We start from the raw sequence: 19,930 nt of genomic DNA, 5'->3' as shown, positions 1-19,930 counted from the left end.
CGAAGAAGCCCCCGTTCCGCATGGAACGGGGGCTTCTCCCGTACTCGGCACTACCGACTACTACCGAATACCGACTACCCACTTTCCGACTACTGCCCAGCGCCTACTGACCACCGACCACCGCACTATTGCTCCAGCGCGTCCAACGCCCCGAGCTGACTCATCAGCCCCAGCCGGTCGTACTGCCACCAGCCCTCGACGATCTTCCCGTCCTCCCTGCAGCGGAAGACGGTCGTCCCGGTCATGGTGACCTGATTCCCGGTCGCCGGGATCCCCATGAAGTCGCCCTTGTGGGCGCCGTTCCAGGTCCACCGGGTGCAGACCCGGTCGCCCTCGGTGAGCTGGTCCTCGACGGTGAACGTGAAGTCGAACCCGCCGCGCCACATCTCGATCTCGCGCCGCATCGCGTCGAGGCCGATCGTGTCCTGCTCGTTGGCCGGATCGTGGTCGTGGTAGTTCTCCGCCATCAGGCTGTTGAGCGGCGGCAGTTCACCCCGGGTGGCGAGCGTCTCCAGGAACCGGCGGACGTTGGCCGCGTACAACTGCTCGTCCCGCACCACGTCCAGGTCGGTGAACGTCGGCAGCTCGTCGCAGAGCGCCACCATCTCGCGGAAGACCGTGTCGGTCTCGGGGAGGTTCGAGATCCGCATCGCCTCCTCGAACGAGGGGAACTCCACGATCTCTATGAAGTGGCTCGCGTCGGAGCGGTCCTTGCCGATCACATTGTGTGTCGCGGCCCGCTTGCCCTTGGTCCTTTCGACCCATGTGTCCATCAGCTGGTTCATCTCGTCGAACCGGCTGGTTCTGCAGTCGATGAGCTGTACGAATGTCATGGCGTCGCCTCCGGCCCCCTGGGTCCGGTTGAACACTCTCAGTTTCCCACCGGAGGGACGACACCACCCACTGCACGGCGGTCCTTACTGGGGACCGTACTTCCGGCCCGTCTTCGACGTGATCCCGCCCAGCAGTCCCCGCGGTGCCACCTTCACCAGGCCCATCAGCGCCTTGTAGCGAGGGTCGGGGACGGAGAGCGACTTGCCGCGGGCCAGGTCCGCGAGCGCCGCCGCGACCAGCTTGTCCGCGTCCAGCCACATCCAGTTCGGGATGTTGTCCGTGCCCATCCCGGCCCGCTGGTGGAACTCGGTGCGGACGAAACCGGGGGCCAGCGCCATCAGCCGCACGCCGCTGCCCGCCAGATCCCGCGCCGCGCCCTGCGTGAACTGCACGACCCACGCCTTGGACGCCCCGTACGTGCCCCGCGGCACGAACGCGGCCACCGACGCGACGTTGACGACCCCGCCCCGGCCGCGCTCCCGCATGGCCTCGGTCGCCGCCGACGTCAACCGCAGAACGGCCTCGCAGTGCACCTTGAGCATGGTCAGCTCGTCGGCCATCGACACCTCGAGATAGCGGCCCTTGTTGCCGAAGCCCGCATTGTTGATCAGCAGGTCGACCGGGTTCTTGCGGTCGGAGAGACGGGCGGCCACCGCCTCGATGCCCTCGTCCGTCGCCAGGTCGGCGGTCAGCACCTCCGCCTCGATGCCGTGCCGGTCGTGCAGTTCGGTCGCCTGCTCGCCCAGCCGCTTGGTGTCGCGCGCCACCAGCACGAGGTTGTGCCCGTCAGCCGCCAGCCGCCGTGCGAAGGCGGCGCCGATACCCGCGGTCGATCCCGTAATCAGAGCCGTTGTCATGACCCAAGGCTATTGAATCCTCTCCTCCTTGAAGGGAGGAGATTCCTGGCTCACGCTGCCTGTGGGCCAGCGGCTCAACAGGTCTTCTGCGATCAACACCAGCCGGGTTGAAACCAGCCCGGATGCAAAACAGGAACAAGGGGACGCCACGTGCTTGGTTCTCGCGACGCGCCATCCAACCTTCACGGTACCAGCAGGCCGGTCCGCCCCAGGGTCGAACCGGCCGCTAACCGCCCTGCCGCGCCACGTACTTCTCCGCCATCTCCAGCAACTCCGGGTGCAGCGCGTCGCCCGCGGCCAACACCCTGGGCAACAGCGTCCGTTCGGTCGTCCCGGCGCGGAAGGCGAGGGCGACCGTCACCTCGTGGTCGGGCCGGTGCACGATCTCGATCGGGTCGCCCGCCCGGATCTCGCCGGGCTCGATCACCCGTAGATAGGCACCGGGCGCGCCCTTCTGGGTGAACCGCTTCACCCAGCGCTGCTCGCCGAGGTGCCCCTGGAACGTACGGCAGGGAATGCGTCCGCAGGTGACTTCGAGGACCACCTCGGAGCCGACGCGCCAGCGCTCGCCGATCCGTGCGCCGGACACGTCGAGCCCCTCGGTCGTCAGGTTCTCGCCGAACGAGCCGCTCGCCAGCGGCCGGCCGAGCTCGCGTCCCCAGTCGTCGAGGTCCTCGCGGGCGACCGCGTACACCGCCTGGTCGTTCCCGCCGTGATGGCGCAGGTCGCACACCGCGTCCCCGGCGAGGCCGCTCGCTCCGACCCCTTTGGGCCCGGGCGCCGCCACCCGCACCGGCCCGTCCACCGGCCGCTTGTCGATGCCGGTCACACCCCTGGGATGGTCCGTGTACGGGACGGCCCGCGGGTGGCCGACGTTCAGAGACAGAAGCTTCATGACAGCACGCTAGGTGATGAGGCCCAAAGCGGCGACGCAATATTCGCGGCCGTACCCAAGGATCACTTATCCTCGGAGGGTGATCGAGGCCCGTCATCTCCGTGTCCTGCGCGCCGTCGCCGCCACCGGCTCCTTCTCGGCGGCGGGACGTGAACTGGGCTGCACCCAGCCCGCCGTCAGCCAGCAGATGAAGGCGCTCGAATCGTCCGTCGGCACCCCGCTCCTCGTCCGCACGGGCCGCGAGATGCGCCTCACCCAGGCGGGTGAGGCGCTGGTCCGACACGCGGCGGGCATCATCGCGGGCCTGACCGCCGCCGAGGAGGAGGTCGCCGCGATCGCGGGCCTGCGCGCGGGCCGGGTGCGGCTCGTCTCCTTCCCCAGCGGCAGTTCCACGCTCGTCCCCACGGCCCTCGCCGCCCTGCGCGCCGCGCATCCCGGCACCCGGGTCTCCCTGGAGGAGGCCGAGCCGCCCGAGTCCGTCGAGAAGCTCCGGGCCGGCGACTGCGACATCGCCCTCGCGTTCCGCTACGAGGGCGCCGCCGGTGCCGAGGAGTGGGACGACCTGGTCGTACGGCCCCTGCTGCGGGACCGACTCGTCGGGCTGGTCCCCGAGAGGCACCGGCTCGCGCGGGCCGGGTCGGTCGCGATCGCCGAACTCGCCGGGGAGCCGTGGATCGCGGGCTGTCCGCGCTGCCGCGGACAACTGGTCGAGGTCTGCCGCGCCGCGGGCTTCGTGCCCCGCATCGACTTCGCCACCGACGACTACCCGGCCGTGGTCGGGCTGGTCGGCGCGGGCCTCGGAGTCGCGGTCCTGCCGGAGCTCGCGATCGAGTCCGTACGCCCCAAGGGTGCACGCACCGTGACGGTGGAGCCGCCGGTGCGGCGGGAGATCGTCGCGCTCACGCTGCCGGACCTGGCGCAGGTGCCGGCGGTGGCGGCGACGCTGGACCAGCTGGCGCGGGCGGCGGCCCGCTGACGCCGGGAAGGGCCGGCTGAGCTGGAAAAGCCGACTGAGCTGGGAAAAGTCGGCTGAGCCGGAAAAAGTAGGGGCACGCATGCGCGTGCCCGGCTGCAGACTCGACTGAAGAAACGTTCCTTCAGTTGTTCGAAGCGGGATCGCCGCTCCCGGTGGTCGACGCTGCCACCAGCCGGTTGCGCGCCCGCCCCATGAGTTCCTCGCGCTCGTCCTCGGTCAGACCGCCCCACACGCCGTACGGTTCGCGCACCGCCAGGGCGTGTGCCGCGCACTGGGCGCGTACCGGGCATCTCATGCAGACCTCTTTGGCCGAGTTCTCGCGAGCGCTCCGTGCCGCACCGCGCTCGCCCTCCGGGTGGAAGAAGAGCGAGCTGTCGACCCCGCGGCAGGCCGCGAGGAGCTGCCAGTCCCATAGGTCCGCGTTCGGACCGGGAAGGCGGGAGAAATCTGCCATTACATGTCCCCTTGTCGCCGTTCTGGGCTGCTCTGTGCCCACCGACCGTACATCTACGATCTAAGGAGATGAAAATATGACTCATTGCGAATCTAGCCGCAGACACCAGTAAATGGGAAGAAAACAGGCTGAATGGGGCATAGGTTGTGATGAAACGTTGAGGGTCCGTTGTGCATGTCTGCGCCGTGTCCACGCCCTCACGTAGAGTGCCGAAGACGACCGACTGCCCCGTAACTCTTTCGAGTGACCATCGTTGAGAGGGCGGAGGCGGTTGAAGGAACAAGCGCTCGGGCAGACGGCAGTTCCGTCGGCGAGTGTCGACCGCACAGATGACGATTCGTACCAGCCTGGAGGCTCAAGGTGACGCGCATCAGCTGCGGAGGGCGGCCATGACATCCGTCCTCGTCTGCGACGACTCCCCGCTTGCCCGAGAGGCGCTCCGCCGCGCGGTGGCGACCGTGCCCGGCGTCGAGCGCGTGACGACGGCAGCCAACGGCGAGGAAGTCCTCCGCCGCTGGGGTGCCGACCGCTCGGACCTGATTCTGATGGACGTACGCATGCCCGGACTGGGCGGCGTCGAGACCGTTCGGCGGCTGCTGTCCGCCGACCCCGGTGCGCGCATCATCATGCTCACCGTGGCCGAGGACCTGGACGGAGTGGCACTCGCCGTCGCCGCCGGGGCCCGCGGCTATCTGCACAAGGACGCCTCCCGCGCGGAGCTGCGTGCGACCGTGACCCAGGCGCTCGCCGACCCCACCTGGCGGCTCGCCCCGCGCAGACTGCGGTCGGCCGAGATGGGCGCGGCGCCGACGCTCACGGCGCGTGAGATCCAGGTGCTGGAAGGCATGAGTCACGGCCGCTCCAACGCCGAGATCGGCCGCGAGCTGTTCCTCTCCGAGGACACCGTGAAGACGCACGCCCGGCGGCTCTTCAAGAAGCTCGGCGCCTCGGACCGCGCGCACGCCGTGGCGCTCGGTTTCCGGTGGGGTCTGGTTCGTTAGGTGAGCCGTCGCGGGGGTACGACGCACCCCGCCTACCTCATGGTGGGCGGGGCCGACAACAGGGCCCGCCGAGTGCCCGCTGCTCGTTTCGCCGCGGATGCCGCATGCTTGAGGTGTGGAGTTCCTCGGGGACGAGTCGGTCGAGCGGAAGGGGAGGGCGACGGAGATGAGTTCCGGCGCACCTGCTCATAACGCTTCGGTGCACAACTATGGACGCGGTGCCACGGACAAGACGACGCCAAGGCACCATGGACCGATGCGCGACGACGAGACGACGGTGATCGGTGCGCTCGTCCATCGCGCGGTCGACGGCGACGAGCAGGCCACGCACGACCTGCTCGCGCGTGTACATCCCTTGGCGTTGCGCTACTGCCGCACCCGCCTCTCCCGGCTTCCGGGCGATGCGCGGCACTTCGTCGAGGACCTGGCCCAGGAGGTCTGCGTAGCGGTGCTCCTCGCACTGCCGCGCTACAAGGACACCGGGCGCCCCTTCGAGGCGTTCGTCTTCGCCATCGCCGCGCACAAGGTCGCTGACCTGCAGCGCGCCGCGATGCGCCACCCCGGTTCGACGGCGGTTCCCTCGGACGAGATGCCCGAGCGCCCCGACGACTCCCTCGGCCCGGAGGAGCGCGCCCTCCTCAGCAGCGACGCCGAGTGGGCCAAGAAACTCCTGGCCAACCTCCCCGAGAACCAGCGCGAGCTGCTTCTGCTCCGCATCGCGGTGGGCCTCACGGCCGAGGAGACGGGCCAGATGTTGGGAATGTCACCAGGCGCCGTACGGGTGGCCCAGCACCGCGCGCTGAGCCGGTTGCGGGCACTGGCGGAGCAGTAGACGAGCTGGTCGACGGGGCGGTGATCGGGCCGGCGGTCGGGGCTTCGAGCGCCGTTACCGGGTCTCTCCGGGCGGCGGCTTCGCCCAGGGACGGCTCCCGCGGGCGGAGAACTTGCCCCGGGCGCCGAGATTTCCCCGGCCGGGGTTTCGTTCGGGCGTTGGGTCTCCCGGAGCCAGGTTTTCGTTCGGGCGTTGGGTCTCCCGGAGCCAGGTTTTCGTTCGGGCGTTGGGTTCCCCGGGGCCAGGGTTTTGTCCGGGCGCCGGGTTTCCCGGGGCCAGGCTTTCGTTCGGACGCCGGGATCCCCGAGCCCAGAGAGCTTCGTTCGGACGCCGGAATCCCCCAGGCCCGGGGCTTCGTCCGGGCGCCGGGTTTCCCGGGGCCAGGCTTTCGTTCGGACGCCGGGATCCCCGAGCCCAGAGAGCTTCGTTCGGACGCCGGAATCCCCCAGGCCCGGGGCTTCGTCCGGGCGCCGGGTTCCCCCGGTCCAGGGTTTCGCCCGGGGCTCGGGCGCCCCGTATCGAGGGCTCGGCCCGGAGGGCGGGTTGCCTCGCATCGAGGGCTCGGCCCGGAGCGCGGGGTGCTTCGCATGAGGGATGCGGCCCGACGGCGGGCCGGTTCCGGTGAGGGTTTCGGGGACGGCGGGCCGGTTCGGGTGAGGGCTTTCGTCCGACGGACGGGGTCCGCGGTCCTTGCTGGGCCGCGATGGCTGTCCCTCGCCGTGGAGGTGAGACCCTTTCCGTAAGGGTGAGAACGGACACCATGGATTCCCTCGCCGCCCCTGAAAAGGCCCCCAGGGACCGGGCCCGGCCCACAACTGAACGGCGTCGCCACCCGGCCCGTACGAACCTACGAAGCCCGAGGGCGATCCGAACCATGGAATGAGAGAGCCTTGCTTCCCGTTAGCATGGACATCCGCACCGATCAAGGCCATTTGGGGAAGGTGTCATGACTGCCAACGTCGACGGAGTGCCCGCCAAATTCGCGACACTCGGGCTGACCTACGACGACGTGCTGCTGCTGCCGGGCGCCTCCGAGGTGCTGCCCAACGCGGTCGACACCTCGTCTCGTATCTCCCGCAACGTACGTGTGAACATCCCGCTGCTCTCCGCGGCGATGGACAAGGTGACCGAGTCGCGCATGGCGATCGCCATGGCCCGGCAGGGAGGCGTCGGCGTACTGCACCGCAACCTCTCCATCGAGGACCAGGTCAACCAGGTCGACCTCGTGAAGCGCTCCGAGTCCGGCATGGTCACCGACCCGATCACGGTGCACCCGGACGCGACGCTGAACGAGGCCGACGCGCTGTGTGCGAAGTTCCGCATCAGCGGTGTCCCCGTCACCGACGGCAGCGGCAAGCTGCTCGGCATCGTCACCAACCGCGACATGGCCTTCGAGACCGACCGGTCGCGCCAGGTGCGCGAGGTCATGACGCCGATGCCCCTGGTCACCGGCAAGGTCGGCATCTCCGGCACCGACGCCATGGAGCTGCTGCGTCGCCACAAGATCGAGAAGCTTCCGCTGGTCGACGACGCGGGCGTTCTCAAGGGCCTCATCACGGTCAAGGACTTCGTGAAGGCCGAGAAGTACCCGAACGCCGCGAAGGACGCCGAGGGCCGCCTGCTGGTGGGTGCCGCCGTCGGCGCCAGCCCCGAGGCACTGGAGCGTGCTCAGGCGCTGGCCGAGGCCGGGGTGGACTTCCTGATCGTCGACACCTCGCACGGGCACAACAGCAACGCGCTCAACTGGATGGCGAAGATCAAGTCGAGCGTGCACGTCGACGTGATCGGCGGCAACGTCGCCACCCGTGACGGTGCCCAGGCCCTGATCGACGCCGGCGTCGACGGCGTCAAGGTGGGCGTGGGTCCCGGCTCGATCTGTACGACCCGTGTGGTCGCCGGCATCGGCGTCCCGCAGGTCACCGCCATCTACGAAGCGGCCCTCGCGGCCCGTGCCGCGGGTGTCCCGGTGATCGGCGACGGTGGTCTGCAGTACTCCGGCGACATCGGCAAGGCGCTGGCCGCCGGTGCCGACACGGTGATGCTCGGCAGCCTCCTGGCGGGCTGTGAGGAGTCGCCCGGCGAGCTGCTCTTCATCAACGGCAAGCAGTTCAAGTCGTACCGCGGCATGGGCTCCCTCGGCGCCATGCAGTCCCGGGGCCAGGGCAGGTCGTACTCGAAGGACCGCTACTTCCAGGCGGACGTGGCCTCCGACGACAAGCTCGTACCCGAGGGCATCGAGGGCCAGGTGCCCTACCGCGGCCCCCTGGCCAACGTGCTGCACCAGCTCGTCGGCGGTCTGCGCCAGACCATGGGGTACGTGGGCGCCGCCACCATCGACGAGATGGAGTCCAAGGGCCGGTTCGTCCGGATCACCTCGGCGGGCCTCAAGGAGAGCCACCCGCACGACATCCAGATGACGGTCGAGGCGCCGAACTACAGCCGTAACGACTAGCCGTACACGCACATGAGGGCGGTCCCGGAGGTTCCGGGGCCGCCCTTGTCGTAGGTGTCGGGGATACTGGGAGGCGCAGAAACGAAGAGGGAAAGGCCACACACGTGACTGAGATCGAGATCGGGCGCGGCAAGCGCGGCCGCCGGGCGTACGCCTTCGACGACATCGCCGTCGTCCCGAGCCGCCGTACGCGAGACCCGAAGGAGGTCTCGATCGCCTGGCAGATCGACGCCTACCGCTTCGAGCTGCCGTTCCTGGCCGCCCCGATGGACTCGGTCGTCTCCCCGGCCACCGCGATCCGCATCGGCGAGCTGGGCGGCCTGGGCGTACTGAACCTCGAAGGACTGTGGACGCGGTACGAGGACCCGCAGCCGCTGCTCGACGAGATCGCCGAGCTGGACGCGGACACCGCGACCCGCCGCCTCCAGGAGATCTACGCCGCTCCCATCAAGGAGGAGCTGATCGGGCAGCGCATCAAGGAGGTGCGCGACTCCGGCGTCGTCACCGCGGCCGCCCTGTCGCCGCAGCGCACGGCCCAGTTCTCCAAGGCCGTCGTCGACGCGGGCGTGGACATCTTCGTCATCCGCGGTACGACGGTTTCGGCGGAGCACGTCTCCGGTGCCGCCGAGCCGCTGAACCTGAAGCAGTTCATCTACGAGCTCGACGTCCCGGTGATCGTCGGCGGCTGCGCCACGTACACGGCGGCGCTGCACCTGATGCGCACGGGCGCGGCCGGTGTCCTGGTCGGCTTCGGCGGCGGCGCCGCGCACACCACGCGCAACGTGCTGGGCATCCAGGTCCCGATGGCGACCGCCGTCGCCGACGTGGCCGCGGCCCGCCGCGACTACATGGACGAGTCCGGCGGTCGCTATGTGCACGTGATCGCGGACGGCGGTGTCGGCTGGTCCGGTGACCTTCCCAAGGCGATCGCGTGCGGCGCCGACTCGGTGATGATGGGCTCTCCGCTGGCCCGCGCCACCGACGCGCCCGGCAAGGGCCATCACTGGGGCATGGAGGCGGTCAACGAGGAGTTGCCGCGCGGCAAGAAGGTCGACCTCGGCACCGTCGGCACCATCGAGGAGATCCTCACCGGGCCCTCGCACATCCCCGACGGTTCCATGAACATCTTCGGCGCCCTCCGCCGCGCCATGGCCACCACCGGCTACAGCGAGCTCAAGGAGTTCCAGCGCGTCGAGGTGACGGTCGCGGACTCCCAGCACAAGCGCTAGGGCCGCCGAGTGAGCCGAGGGGCTCGGTCCGGTTCCCGCCCGGTCCGAGCCCCGAAGAGCATGGCGGGTAGCTGGAATGTCCCCAGGGGCAAGTTCGGGACCTTGAAGGCGTACCCGCTCTACGAGGATTACTCCTTCAGCGTGTACAGCAAGATTACCGGCAAGGACGTGGGTAAGGGGACGGCTCGTAAGGCGATCGGTTACCGCTACGAGCACTCGGCCAGGTAATTCAGTTGCTCGTTCAAATGCTCGTTCAAACGGCCCGCCGGTTCAACCGGTGGGCCGTTTCGGCATGGTGGGATTCCCGCGTGGAGATCTCGCGGAGAAGGCTCACAGCCGGTGCGCCGCCCCCGTGGGCGTGGCGCCGCGGGTGTCCAGCAGCAGTTGTGCTTTCACCGACAGTCCCTGCAGGTCGTACGTGCGGTGCTGCTGGAGCAGGATCGTGAGGTCGGCGTCGGCGGCGGCCTCGTAGAGGGAGTCCGCGCGCGGGACGGGGCGGCCGAGCACGTTCCAGGCCGGGACGTGCGGGTCGTGGTAGCTGACGGTCGCGCCGAGCTCCATCAGGCGCAGGGCGATCTCGCGGGCGGGCGAGTTCTGTTGGTCGGCGAGGTCGGGCTTGTAGGTGACGCCGAGGAGGAGCACGCGCGCGGCGCGGGCCGACTTCCCGTGCTCGTTGAGGAGCGTGGCGGCACGCTGGATGACGTACTGCGGCATGTGGCTGTTGACGTGCTGGGCCAGTTCGACCATCCGGAGGGTGCGGCCCGAGTGGCCCGTGAGGTCCTGGGCGATGCCGTGGCCGCCGACGCCCGGTCCCGGCCGGAACGCCTGGAATCCGAACGGCTTGGTCTCGGCGCAGCGGATGACGTCCCACAGGTCGACGTTCAGGTCGTGGCAGAGCACGGCCATCTCGTTGACCAGGGCGATGTTGACGTGCCGGTAGTTGGTCTCCAGGAGTTGCACGGTCTCCGCCTCGCGGGGGCCACGCGCGCGTACGACCTTGTCGGTGAGGCGCCCGTAGAAGGTGGCCGCCGACTCGGTGCAGGCGGGGGTGAGGCCGCCGATGACCTTGGGGGTGTTGGCGGGGGTGAAGTCGCGGTTGCCGGGATCGACGCGGCTGGGCGAGTACGCGAGGTGGAAGTCGCGCCCCGCGCGCAGGCCCGAGCCCTCTTCGAGGAGCGGGCGCAGGAAGTCCTCGGTGGTGCCGGGGTGGACCGGCGACTCCAGGATCACGGTGGTGTGCGGGCGCAGCCGTTCGGCCAGGGTGCGGGCGGCCGAGGCCACTTGGCCCAGGTCGGGGGCGCCGTCCGGGCCGGGTGGGGTCGGGGCGCAGATGACGGCGGTGCGGACGCGGCCGAGCTCGGCGGGGTTGGTGGTCGGCCGGAAGCCCCCCGAGAGCATCCGGCGCAGTTCGGCGGGGGTGAGTGAGCCGCCTTCCGGCCCGGTTTTGTAGCCGAGCGTGGGGATGCCGGCGGCGACGGCGGCCTGGGCCAGGGGCAGGCCGAGATGTCCGAGTCCGATGACGGCGAGATCTGCGGGCATGGCGTGGGCCGTCCTTCCCAGTAACCGAAGCGGGACAGGTGCGCAAGCCCTGTGGATAGAACGGACGAGCGCAATGTCAGACTAGGAGTAAATATGACCGACTTGCGGTATTGGGCGGGCGAGTTTCCGGGAGTGTTGTCCACAGGCTGAGGACGCGTGGTGGCCGATGACGGACATCGCCGTCAGACTTTGGGACAGGGGGACGTGAGCCGGGCGTCGCCGGACAGGTGCGGCCAGCGCGACAGACAGCGGGAGGCAGCGGTGAGGACAGCGAAACTGGGGCCGGCGGAGCGCGCCGAGTCCCTGGCGGGAATGGCCGAGCGTGAGCTGGATGTGCTGGTGGTGGGCGCGGGTGTGGTCGGCGCGGGGACGGCGCTCGACGCCGTGACGCGTGGCCTGTCCACGGGCCTGGTCGAGGCGCGCGACTGGGCGTCGGGCACCTCCAGCAGGTCCAGCAAGCTGATCCACGGCGGCCTGCGCTACCTCGAGATGCTCGACTTCGCCCTCGTGCGCGAGGCCCTGAAGGAGCGCGGACTCCTCCTGGGGCGCCTCGCACCGCACCTGGTGAAGCCGGTGCCCTTCCTCTACCCGCTCCAGCACAAGGGCTGGGAGCGGATATACGCGGGGACGGGCGTCGCGCTGTACGACGCCATGTCGGTGACGAGCGGATACGGACGCGGACTGCCCACCCACCGCCATCTGACGCGCCGCCACGCCCTGCGCATAGCACCCGCCTTGAAGAAGGACGCGCTGGTCGGCGCGTTGCAGTACTACGACGCGCAGGTGGACGACGCCCGCTATGTGGCCACGTTGGTGCGCACGGCGGCGGCGTACGGCGCGAAGGTCGCCAACCGCGCCCGTGTGACCGCTTTCCTGCGCGAGGGTGAGCGTGTGGTCGGCGCCAGGGTGCAGGACGTCGAGGGCGGCGGGGAGTACGAGATCCGCGCCCGGCAGATCGTCAACGCCACGGGCGTGTGGACCGACGACACCCAGGCCATGGTGGGCGAGAGAGGCCAGTTCCACGTACGGGCCTCCAAGGGCATCCACCTGGTCGTGCCGAAGGACCGGATCAACGCCGCGACGGGCCTGATCCTGCGCACGGAGAAGTCCGTCCTCTTCGTGATCCCCTGGGGGCGGCACTGGATCGTCGGCACCACGGACACCGATTGGAACCTGGACAAGGCCCACCCCGCGGCATCCAGCGCCGACATCGACTATCTGCTGGAGCATGTGAACTCGGTGCTCTCGGTGCCCCTGACCCGTGACGACGTGGAGGGCGTGTACGCGGGACTGCGTCCGCTGCTCGCGGGCGAGTCGGACGCCACCAGCAAGCTCTCGCGCGAGCACACCGTGGCCCACCCGGTGCCGGGACTGGTGGTCGTGGCGGGCGGCAAGTACACGACCTACCGGGTGATGGCCAAGGACGCGGTCGACGAGGCGGTGCACGGCCTCGACCAGCGGGTCGCCGAATGCGTCACCGAGGACATCCCCCTGCTCGGGGCCGACGGATACCGGGCGCTGTGGAACGCGCGGGCGCGGATCGCGCAGCGCACCGGGCTCCATGTGGTCCGTGTGGAGCACCTGCTGAATCGGTTCGGTGTGCTGGCCGAGGAGATCCTCGAGCTCATCGCCGCCGACCCCGCGCTGGGCGAACCCCTTCCGGCCGCCGAGGACTACCTCAAGGCCGAGGTCGTCTACGCCGCCTCGCACGAGGGCGCCCGGCACCTGGACGACGTGCTCACCCGGCGCACCCGCATCTCCATCGAGACCTTCGACCGGGGTACGCGCAGTGCCCGCGAGGCCGCCGAGCTGATGGCGCCGGTCCTCGGCTGGGACAAGGACCAGATCGAGCGCGAGGTCGAGCACTACGAGAAGCGGGTGGAGGCGGAGCGGGAGTCTCAGCGTCAGCCCGACGATCTGACGGCGGACGCGGCGCGGCTGGGGGCGCCGGACATCGTGCCGCGCTGATCGGGGGCCGTGTGCCGCGCTCATCGGGCGTCGCGCCGATCGGACATCGGGCGGGCGCCGACCGGGTTCCGCTGGCGGCGGGGCCTGCCCGGTCCCGTGAATGTCACTCGAACGGGTGTAGTGACCTGGGATCTTTGCTCGAAACCTGCCCGTTCTACTGGGTGCGGGGGCAGAACTCGGCGGCGAGCAGGGAGGGTTCGAGATCGGGGTCCTGGATCCCGTCCGTGTTCACCCGGAAGGTGAGGACACGACGCCCGTCGACGGTGGCCGCGGTACGCACGTAGCTGCCGGAGATATGGCCGTCGTGCCCCCACACCGTGGTGCCGCACGACAGTTTCACCGGATACAGCCCCATGCCGTACTGGCCGTGTGCGGTGCGGGTGTCGAGCATCTCGCGCAGTTGGCGGGGCGGGAGCAGGTCGCCCGCGAGCAGGGCCGCGTAGAAGCGGTTCAGGTCGGCGAGCGTGGTGACCAGCTCACCCGCCGCGCCGGCCACGCGCGGGTCGAGCGCGGTCACGTCGGAGCCGTCGGCGGAGTAGGCGCGGCCGTGCGGGGAGGGCAGCGAGGTGCGGGCGCCGGGGAAGGAGGTGCCCGTCAGACGAAGGGGGTTGATGATGCGGCGCTCGGCCTCGGTGGCGTACGAGTGGCCGGTGACCTGGCGGATGACCATGCCCAGCAGGATGAAGTTGGTGTTCGAGTAGGCGAAGCGGCCGCGGGCGGTCGGGGGGTGGGCGAGTGCGATGCGGACGGCCTGGAGCGGGGTGAGGGGGACGGCGCCTTTGGTGTCGTCGGTGAAGTCGTACAGACCGCTGGTGTGGGTGAGCAGGGAGCGGAGTGTCAGACGTCGGCCGTCGTTGCCCGCGCCGCGCACCAGCCCCGGGAGGTGAGCGTCCAGGGAGTCGGACAGGGACAGCCGGTGCTCGGCGGAGAGCTGTAGCACCACGGTCGCGATGAACGTCTTGGTGATGCTGCCCGCGCGGAAGTGGTCGCCGCGGGCGATGCCGTCGCCGGCGCGTGCGAAGCGTGAGCCGGAGGCGTCACTGGCGAGCAGCGCGGCGGCGGGAACCTTGCCGCGGGTGACGAGGAGGGGGAGCAGACGGCGGAAGGCACGGGTGGCGTCCGTTGCCGGGGCGGTGGGGGAGCGTGAGCCCGTCGGGGCCGCGGACCGGAGCGTGTGTTGGGCGGGGGACATGGCGGAGGGGGAAGGAGCGGCGGTCGGCAGCAGGCGCAGCAGACCGATCGGGGCCAGGACCAGGACGGCCAGGGACACGGGTATGACCAGGAGTGTCCGAGGTGTCCGGCGCGCAGGCATCGGCGTTCCTTCCTTGTTGCGGCACATCATGGGGGACGGACCTGTGCGTATGAGAGGGGGGTTCGCAGGTGAGGGGCGTGCCGGTTGCCGAGTGGTTGTCGGCCGAAGGGCCCCCTGGGCGCTGAGCGCTTGTCGGGTGAGGGACAATGAAGGCTCTGTCAGGGCGGGTTGCATGAGGGGACGCATGTCGGAGGCGGAGCGGGCGGGAGCATCCCGTCAGGACAAGAGCGAACGTCTCCTCGCCGGGCGGTACCGGCTGGGAGATGTTCTCGGCCGCGGCGGCATGGGCACGGTGTGGCGGGCCCAGGACGAAACGCTGGGCCGCACGGTCGCCGTCAAGGAGCTGCGGTTCCCGTCGAGCATCGACGAGGACGAGAAGCGGCGGCTGATCACACGCACCCTGCGTGAGGCCAAGGCGATCGCGCGGATTCGCAACAACGGCGCGGTGACGGTCTTCGACGTGGTCGACGAGGACAACCGGCCGTGGATCGTGATGGAGCTCGTCGAGGGCAAGTCCCTCGCCGAGGTCATCCGCGAGGACGGCGTGCTTACGCCGAAGCGCGCCGCCGAGGTCGGGATCGCGATACTCGACGTGCTGCGTTCCGCGCACCGCGAGGGCATCCTGCACCGCGATGTGAAGCCGTCGAACGTGCTGATCTCCACCGACGGCCGGGTCGTGCTGACCGACTTCGGTATCGCGCAGGTCGAGGGCGACCCGTCCATCACCTCGACGGGCATGCTCGTGGGCGCGCCCTCATACATCTCGCCGGAGCGGGCGCGCGGGCACAAGCCCGGCCCCGCGGCCGACCTCTGGTCGCTGGGCGGGCTGCTGTACGCGTCGGTCGAGGGTGTGCCGCCCTACGACAAGGGTTCCGCGATCGCGACGCTCACCGCGGTGATGACCGAGCCGGTGGAGCAGCCGAAGAACGCGGGCCCGCTGGAGAGCGTGATCTACGGGCTGCTCGCGAAGGACCCCGAGCAGCGGCTCGACAACGAGCGCGCCCGGGCGATGCTCAGCGAGGTGGTCTACGCCCCCGAGCCCAAGGAGACCGTGCCGGAGCCGGTGGACGCGACGAAGGTCGTGACGCTGCCGCCGGTGCCGGACGAGGGCGCGGGCAAGCAGAGTGCGGGCGGCTCGGGCGGTTCCGGGGCCAAGCGGGGCGAAGAGGCCGGGGAGCGGTTGCGCGGGGCGCTGCGTTCGGTGCGGAAGGTTGCCTCAGCCGCGGGTGCGGCCACGGCGGCGGCCACCGCGGCGGCGACGGCCCGTGCGAAGTCCGGTACCGCGGGCGGGACGGGCGATACGGGAGGCGCCGGCGGTAGCGCGGCTTCCGGTTCGGTGGGAGTGGCGGGGGCCGCTTCGGTCGCTCCGAAGGATCCGGCGGCTCCCCCGGCTCCGCCGCGCGCGGATGTGTCGAAGCCCGCCGCGGCCCCGGGGAAGTCCGGGGCGCTCGCGCCCGGTCAGGGTGCCAAGGCGGCCGGGGGTTCCCCGAAGCCGGGCGTGCGTGACGGCGCGGCAGCGGGTTCGGGTGGCGCGGGCTCCACAGGTTCCGCGGGTTCCACCACCAGTACGGCCAAGCCTGCCTCCGGGTGGCCCGTGGCGCCCGAGCGGCCGCCGCGGCCCGTGCCGCGGGCGCCGCTCACCGATGTGGTGCCGCGGCGGACCCTGGTGATCATCGCGGTGGTCGTGGCGCTCGCCGTGATCGGGACCGTGCTGGCCCTGACCCTCGGTGGCGGTGACGACAACGGCTCGAAGAGCGGCAAGGGCAGCGACACCAAGGCGGCCGCGTCCAGCGGGGTGACCGCGGGCAGCGGCGGCAAGGGCGCGACCACCGGTTCTCACACCGACAGCGGCGACAAGAACGACGGTGCCACGGGGTCGGCCGCGGACGGGAGTTCGGGCAGCACGCCGGACACCGACGCGTCGGGCGACGCCGCCACCACGAACGGGACCAGCGGGACCAACGGGACCAGCGGCGACGGCAAGGAGTCGGGCTCCTCGGGCTCCACGGACGTGAAGACGTACACGGCCGGCCAGGGGTTCAAGATCGGGCTGCCCGCGGGGTGGAAGTACCAGTCGACGGATGACGCGGGAGCCCGGTTCACCGGTCCCGACGGGCAGAAGCTCCTCGTCGGCTGGACGACCACGCCCAAGAGCGACCCCGTGGCGGACTGGAAGAACCAAGAGGGGTACATGGTGCGCTCGCAGTACAAGCGGGTGCGCATAGAGAAGGTGAACTATCGCGGTTGGAACACGGCCGACTGGGAGTTCACCTATCAGGACGGTGGCACGAAGTACCGGTCGATCGACCGCGGGTTCGTCGTGAACGATCACCTCGGGTACGGGCTGATGTACACGGCGAAGGCCTCCGACTGGGACAGCCAGCTGCGCAAGGACACCTGGAAGACGCTGACGGCGACGTTCCAGCCGAAGTCGTGAGGCATGGGCCCGAACCCATCGCATGAGGCACGTGCCCATGTCGTGAGGTTCGGGCCGGTTCGCCCGGGGTGTCTGTTGTAGGGGTCGGTCACGGGGCGATGACATCTCGCATCCCGACTTTGCGGGTTGCCTCCGGCACGTATCGTGAGTGGTTGCGGACCGTACGAAGCCGTAACGGGCCGCGAAGCGAACGGAATTGACCACCGGGCGGCCGGGGGAGGCATCGTGGACGACTATGCGGGACGGGTACTCGCCGACCGCTACCGCCTGCCGCTGCCGCCCTCCGACGAGTACGAACTCGCCGAGAGCCGGGCCTTCGACACCTACAGCGGACAGGAAGTCCTCGTCCGGCAGGTGCCGTTGCCGGAGGTCGTCGAGGCGGAGATGCTCGACGCGGACGGGCTCCCCGAGGGGTTCGTCGCGCGGGACGGCGGGGCGCGGCGCGCCTCCGCACGAACCACACGCAGGCCCACCGAACCCGCGGTACGGCGCGCGATCGAGGCGGCGCAGGCCGCCGCGCAGATTCCCGACCATCCCCGGCTGGACCAGGTCTTCGACGTGTTCGCCGAAGGCGGGTCGTTGTGGATAGTGAGTGAGTTGGTGCCCGCGCGGCCGCTGGCCGCGCTGCTCGCCGAGAAGCCGCTGAGCCCCTATCGGGCGGCCGAGGTCGCCGCGGACGTCCTGACCGCGCTGCGGGTGCTGCACGCACACGGATGGGTGCACCGGAACATCACCGTGCGCACGGTGCTCGTCTGCGACGACGGCCGTGTGATGCTGACCGGCCTGGCGGCCGGCGCCGCGGAGGAGGCCCTGTGCGGGTACGACCCGGTGCCGGTACGGGACTTCGAGGATCCCGGGGGTGAGACGGGCGCGGGCGCTGGCTCACCCCACGCGGGTGCCGGTGCGGATTCACGAGCGGGTACGGGTCCCGGCCCGGTTGTCGGCGTCCCGCGTGGTGCCGCTCGTACGCCCGGTGCCGCGCCCGGTGGAGTGGCCGGAGGTCCGCCCGGCGTGGGAGCCGGTGGTGCGTCCGGCACGGGTTCCGGAGCCTCGTTCGGCGCGGTGGTCGCCAGTGCGCAGGGGGCCGATGCCGAGGCCGCGCGGCGGGCCGCGATCGAGGCGCGGGCCGAGAACGCCACTCCCGTAGGAGAGCCGCCCGCCGACGGCGGGGCGGCCCTGGCGCGCAGGGCGCTGGAGGCCGGAGGCGACGCCCGGGCAGCCCGGGCCGGGGCCATCGCCGCCTACCGGGCCGGAGCGCGGGCCGCGGCCCGCGTGCACGAACAGCAGCGGGGTGGCCCGGCGGCACTGCCCGCGCCCCGTCCCGCCCCACCGGCCGACGGCTCCGCGCCGGGGGCCCAGGGCTCCGGGCCGGGTGCGGAGCAGCGGCCCCAGACCCCGCCCCCCGGTCAGATCGCAGACCCGTACGGTGCCGGGCGCCCCGGCGCGTGGCCCGGCACGCAGCCCCACCCCGGAACCGGCAGTGGTACCGGCACCGGCCCTGGCGTCGACGGCCCCGGATTCGGTGGCCCCGGTCCTGGCGGTAACGGCGGTCAGGGGCGTCCGGCGCTCCCCGGCCCCGCGGCCGGACACGGCGGCGGCCACCGTGGCACCCCGGTCCCCCCGGTCCCCCACGGCACCCAGGGCCTCCAGAACCACGGCACCCCCGCCCTCGTGCCCGGACAGCAGTCCACCCCCGCCCCGCCCCCCAACGGCCGTTGGGACGAGCTGGTCGCCGGTGAGCCCCCGCGGCGCGGTCCCGCCACCGCGCTCGCCGCGGAGCGGGCCCGGCAGGCGCGGATGGCCGTCGTCGGTCCGGTGACCGAGCGATGGGCGCCCGAGCAGGCGGGTCCGGTGCACGAGAACTGGCAGCTGGCGGCGCCGATCGGCCCTCAGACGGATCTGTGGGCGCTGGGCGCACTGCTCTTCCGGGCCGTGCAGGGGCACGCGCCCTACCCGGAGGACAACACCGCGGAGCTGGTACAGCTGGTGTGCGCGGAGCCGCCCGCGTTCGCCGAGGAGTGCGGGCCGCTGCGGCCCGTCGTGGAGTCGCTGCTGCGTCAGGACCCCACAGAGCGGCTGGACTTCGAGGAGCTGAGCGGCTGGCTGCGCTCGCTCGTACGGTCCGCGCCGGAGCCCGAGGCGGGTGCGCACGTCGTCGCCGCGCCGCCCGTCGACCCCAGCAGGCTGCCGATCGTACGGCGCAGGGGTGAGCTCGTCCGCAGGCGCCGGGCCCGACTGCCCGCGACCAGCGCGCACGCCCGCCACAAGCGCGCCAAACACGACCGGCCCGACCGGCAGCCGAGGCCGGCCAGGTCGACGGGCCCGGCCAAGCCCCGCAAGCTGGGCCGGAACCTGCTTCTGCTGGTCCTGCTCCTGCTGGTCGCGGCGGTCGCGTACGCGATGGTCTTCATGCCGAAGAAGACCGACGCGAACAGCGACGCGAACGGCGAACGGACGGGCTCCGCCGGGCAGGTGAGCCCGGCACCAGGGAACACCGCGGGCACGGGAGCCGACGGCAGCGCCAGCAGCCGGCCGCGCCCCGACCAGACCTCTCCCGGCACGGACACGACCCCTTCGGGCGGCGCCGGTTCGACGACCTCGCAGTCCAACGACCCCACGGTCGCCCAGGGCTTCACCCTGCGCAAGGACTCCGAGGGCTTCCAGATCGCCGTGGCCAACGGCTGGAACCGCACGCCCGAGAACGGGCGTGGCCAGGTCGTCTACTCCCATGGCGACTTCGAGCTCATCGTCGTACCCGGACGGGACAGCACCAGCAAGTACGGCAGCGATCCACTGACGTACCAGCGGGAGACCGAGAGCGAGCTGCAGCCGTTCCGCGACTCGACCTGGGCCACGTCCAGCGGGATGCGACGGATCGACGTGGGCGGACGGACCATGGCCGAGGGCCAGTTCACCTGGCAGAGCTCCGCCGGGCAGTCACTGTACGTCCGCAATCTCGCGATCGTCGTCGGCGGGCACTACCACGTGGTGCAGGTGCGTGGCCCGGAGGCCGAACGGGACGAGGTCACGAGGCTGTACGAGCAGGCGTCGGCGACGTACCAGGTCACCGGCTGAGCAAGTCTCGTACTCGGCCGGCGATTTCGCCCCGGTACCCGACCCTCGCGGCCGCCCCTCGTAGCCACG

14 protein-coding genes are annotated in these 19,930 nt (G+C 71.0%); 8 read left to right on the top strand and 6 right to left on the bottom strand.

The window, feature by feature from the left end; translation table 11 throughout:
* Positions 1 to 125 precede the first annotated feature (125 nt).
* The 3 genes from OG568_RS21660 to OG568_RS21650 form a co-directional block, all read right to left on the bottom strand.
* Entirely contained in the window at positions 126 to 833 is a 708-nt protein-coding gene (locus OG568_RS21660; RefSeq protein ID WP_329532788.1) for an ester cyclase, read from the bottom strand.
* A gap of 84 nt (positions 834 to 917) precedes the next feature.
* Positions 918 to 1,691 carry an SDR family NAD(P)-dependent oxidoreductase gene (locus OG568_RS21655; RefSeq protein WP_266437092.1) on the bottom strand — a complete coding sequence of 258 codons (774 nt, stop codon included), beginning with the start codon at positions 1,689 to 1,691 and terminating at the stop codon, positions 918 to 920.
* Between the two features lie 226 nt (positions 1,692 to 1,917).
* Positions 1,918 to 2,586 carry an MOSC domain-containing protein gene (locus tag OG568_RS21650; protein WP_329532787.1) on the bottom strand — a complete coding sequence of 223 codons (669 nt, stop codon included), beginning with the start codon at positions 2,584 to 2,586 and terminating at the stop codon, positions 1,918 to 1,920.
* Between the two features lie 79 nt (positions 2,587 to 2,665).
* Between OG568_RS21650 and OG568_RS21645 the strand changes: the two genes are divergently transcribed.
* On the top strand, positions 2,666 to 3,562 hold the full coding sequence (locus OG568_RS21645) for a LysR family transcriptional regulator (RefSeq protein ID WP_266584905.1): 897 nt from the start codon (positions 2,666 to 2,668) through the stop codon (positions 3,560 to 3,562).
* 121 nt (positions 3,563 to 3,683) lie between these two features.
* Here OG568_RS21645 and OG568_RS21640 read toward each other — a convergent pair whose 3' ends face one another.
* Entirely contained in the window at positions 3,684 to 4,016 is a 333-nt protein-coding gene (locus OG568_RS21640) for a WhiB family transcriptional regulator (protein ID WP_060901471.1), read from the bottom strand.
* 389 nt (positions 4,017 to 4,405) lie between these two features.
* On the opposite strand from OG568_RS21640, the gene OG568_RS21635 reads away from it, so the two are divergent.
* The 4 genes from OG568_RS21635 to OG568_RS21620 all read left to right on the top strand — a co-directional run bounded on the left by OG568_RS21635 (position 4,406) and on the right by OG568_RS21620 (position 9,530).
* Positions 4,406 to 5,017: a response regulator transcription factor gene (locus OG568_RS21635; protein ID WP_003948568.1), complete on the top strand. Its 612-nt coding sequence runs from the start codon at positions 4,406 to 4,408 to the stop codon at positions 5,015 to 5,017.
* 256 nt (positions 5,018 to 5,273) lie between these two features.
* The gene (locus tag OG568_RS21630; RefSeq protein WP_030571403.1) at positions 5,274 to 5,849 is read left to right on the top strand and encodes a sigma-70 family RNA polymerase sigma factor; all 576 of its coding nucleotides are present in this window, start codon (positions 5,274 to 5,276) and stop codon (positions 5,847 to 5,849) included.
* 946 nt (positions 5,850 to 6,795) lie between these two features.
* Entirely contained in the window at positions 6,796 to 8,301 is a 1,506-nt protein-coding gene (gene guaB, locus OG568_RS21625; protein WP_266584907.1) for an IMP dehydrogenase, read from the top strand.
* A gap of 104 nt (positions 8,302 to 8,405) precedes the next feature.
* Positions 8,406 to 9,530, top strand: coding sequence for a GuaB3 family IMP dehydrogenase-related protein (locus OG568_RS21620; protein WP_168529730.1), 1,125 nt, complete (start codon positions 8,406 to 8,408; stop codon positions 9,528 to 9,530).
* A 330-nt stretch (positions 9,531 to 9,860) separates the two neighbouring features.
* Here OG568_RS21620 and OG568_RS21615 read toward each other — a convergent pair whose 3' ends face one another.
* Complete coding sequence (locus tag OG568_RS21615) at positions 9,861 to 11,069, bottom strand: nucleotide sugar dehydrogenase (protein ID WP_266627649.1); 1,209 nt, start codon at positions 11,067 to 11,069, stop codon at positions 9,861 to 9,863.
* A gap of 261 nt (positions 11,070 to 11,330) precedes the next feature.
* Between OG568_RS21615 and OG568_RS21610 the strand changes: the two genes are divergently transcribed.
* Positions 11,331 to 13,037, top strand: coding sequence for a glycerol-3-phosphate dehydrogenase/oxidase (locus OG568_RS21610; RefSeq protein WP_266437068.1), 1,707 nt, complete (start codon positions 11,331 to 11,333; stop codon positions 13,035 to 13,037).
* Positions 13,038 to 13,191: 154 nt separating this feature from the next.
* Here OG568_RS21610 and OG568_RS21605 read toward each other — a convergent pair whose 3' ends face one another.
* Positions 13,192 to 14,349 (bottom strand): serine hydrolase domain-containing protein, encoded by a 1,158-nt coding sequence (locus OG568_RS21605; protein WP_329532786.1) that lies wholly within the window; start codon positions 14,347 to 14,349, stop codon positions 13,192 to 13,194.
* A 184-nt stretch (positions 14,350 to 14,533) separates the two neighbouring features.
* Here OG568_RS21605 and OG568_RS21600 point away from each other — a divergent pair, with 184 nt between their 5' ends.
* Both OG568_RS21600 and OG568_RS21595 read left to right on the top strand, forming a co-directional pair.
* Complete coding sequence (locus OG568_RS21600) at positions 14,534 to 16,786, top strand: protein kinase domain-containing protein (RefSeq protein WP_329532785.1); 2,253 nt, start codon at positions 14,534 to 14,536, stop codon at positions 16,784 to 16,786.
* Between the two features lie 225 nt (positions 16,787 to 17,011).
* Entirely contained in the window at positions 17,012 to 19,861 is a 2,850-nt protein-coding gene (locus tag OG568_RS21595) for a protein kinase (protein WP_329532784.1), read from the top strand.
* Positions 19,862 to 19,930 lie beyond the last annotated feature (69 nt).

The organism is Streptomyces sp. NBC_01450 (assembly GCF_036227505.1).
GTDB lineage: Bacteria > Actinomycetota > Actinomycetes > Streptomycetales > Streptomycetaceae > Streptomyces.
Note: the sequence above shows the minus strand (reverse complement) of the source record. Positions and strands in the feature narration are given on the sequence as shown.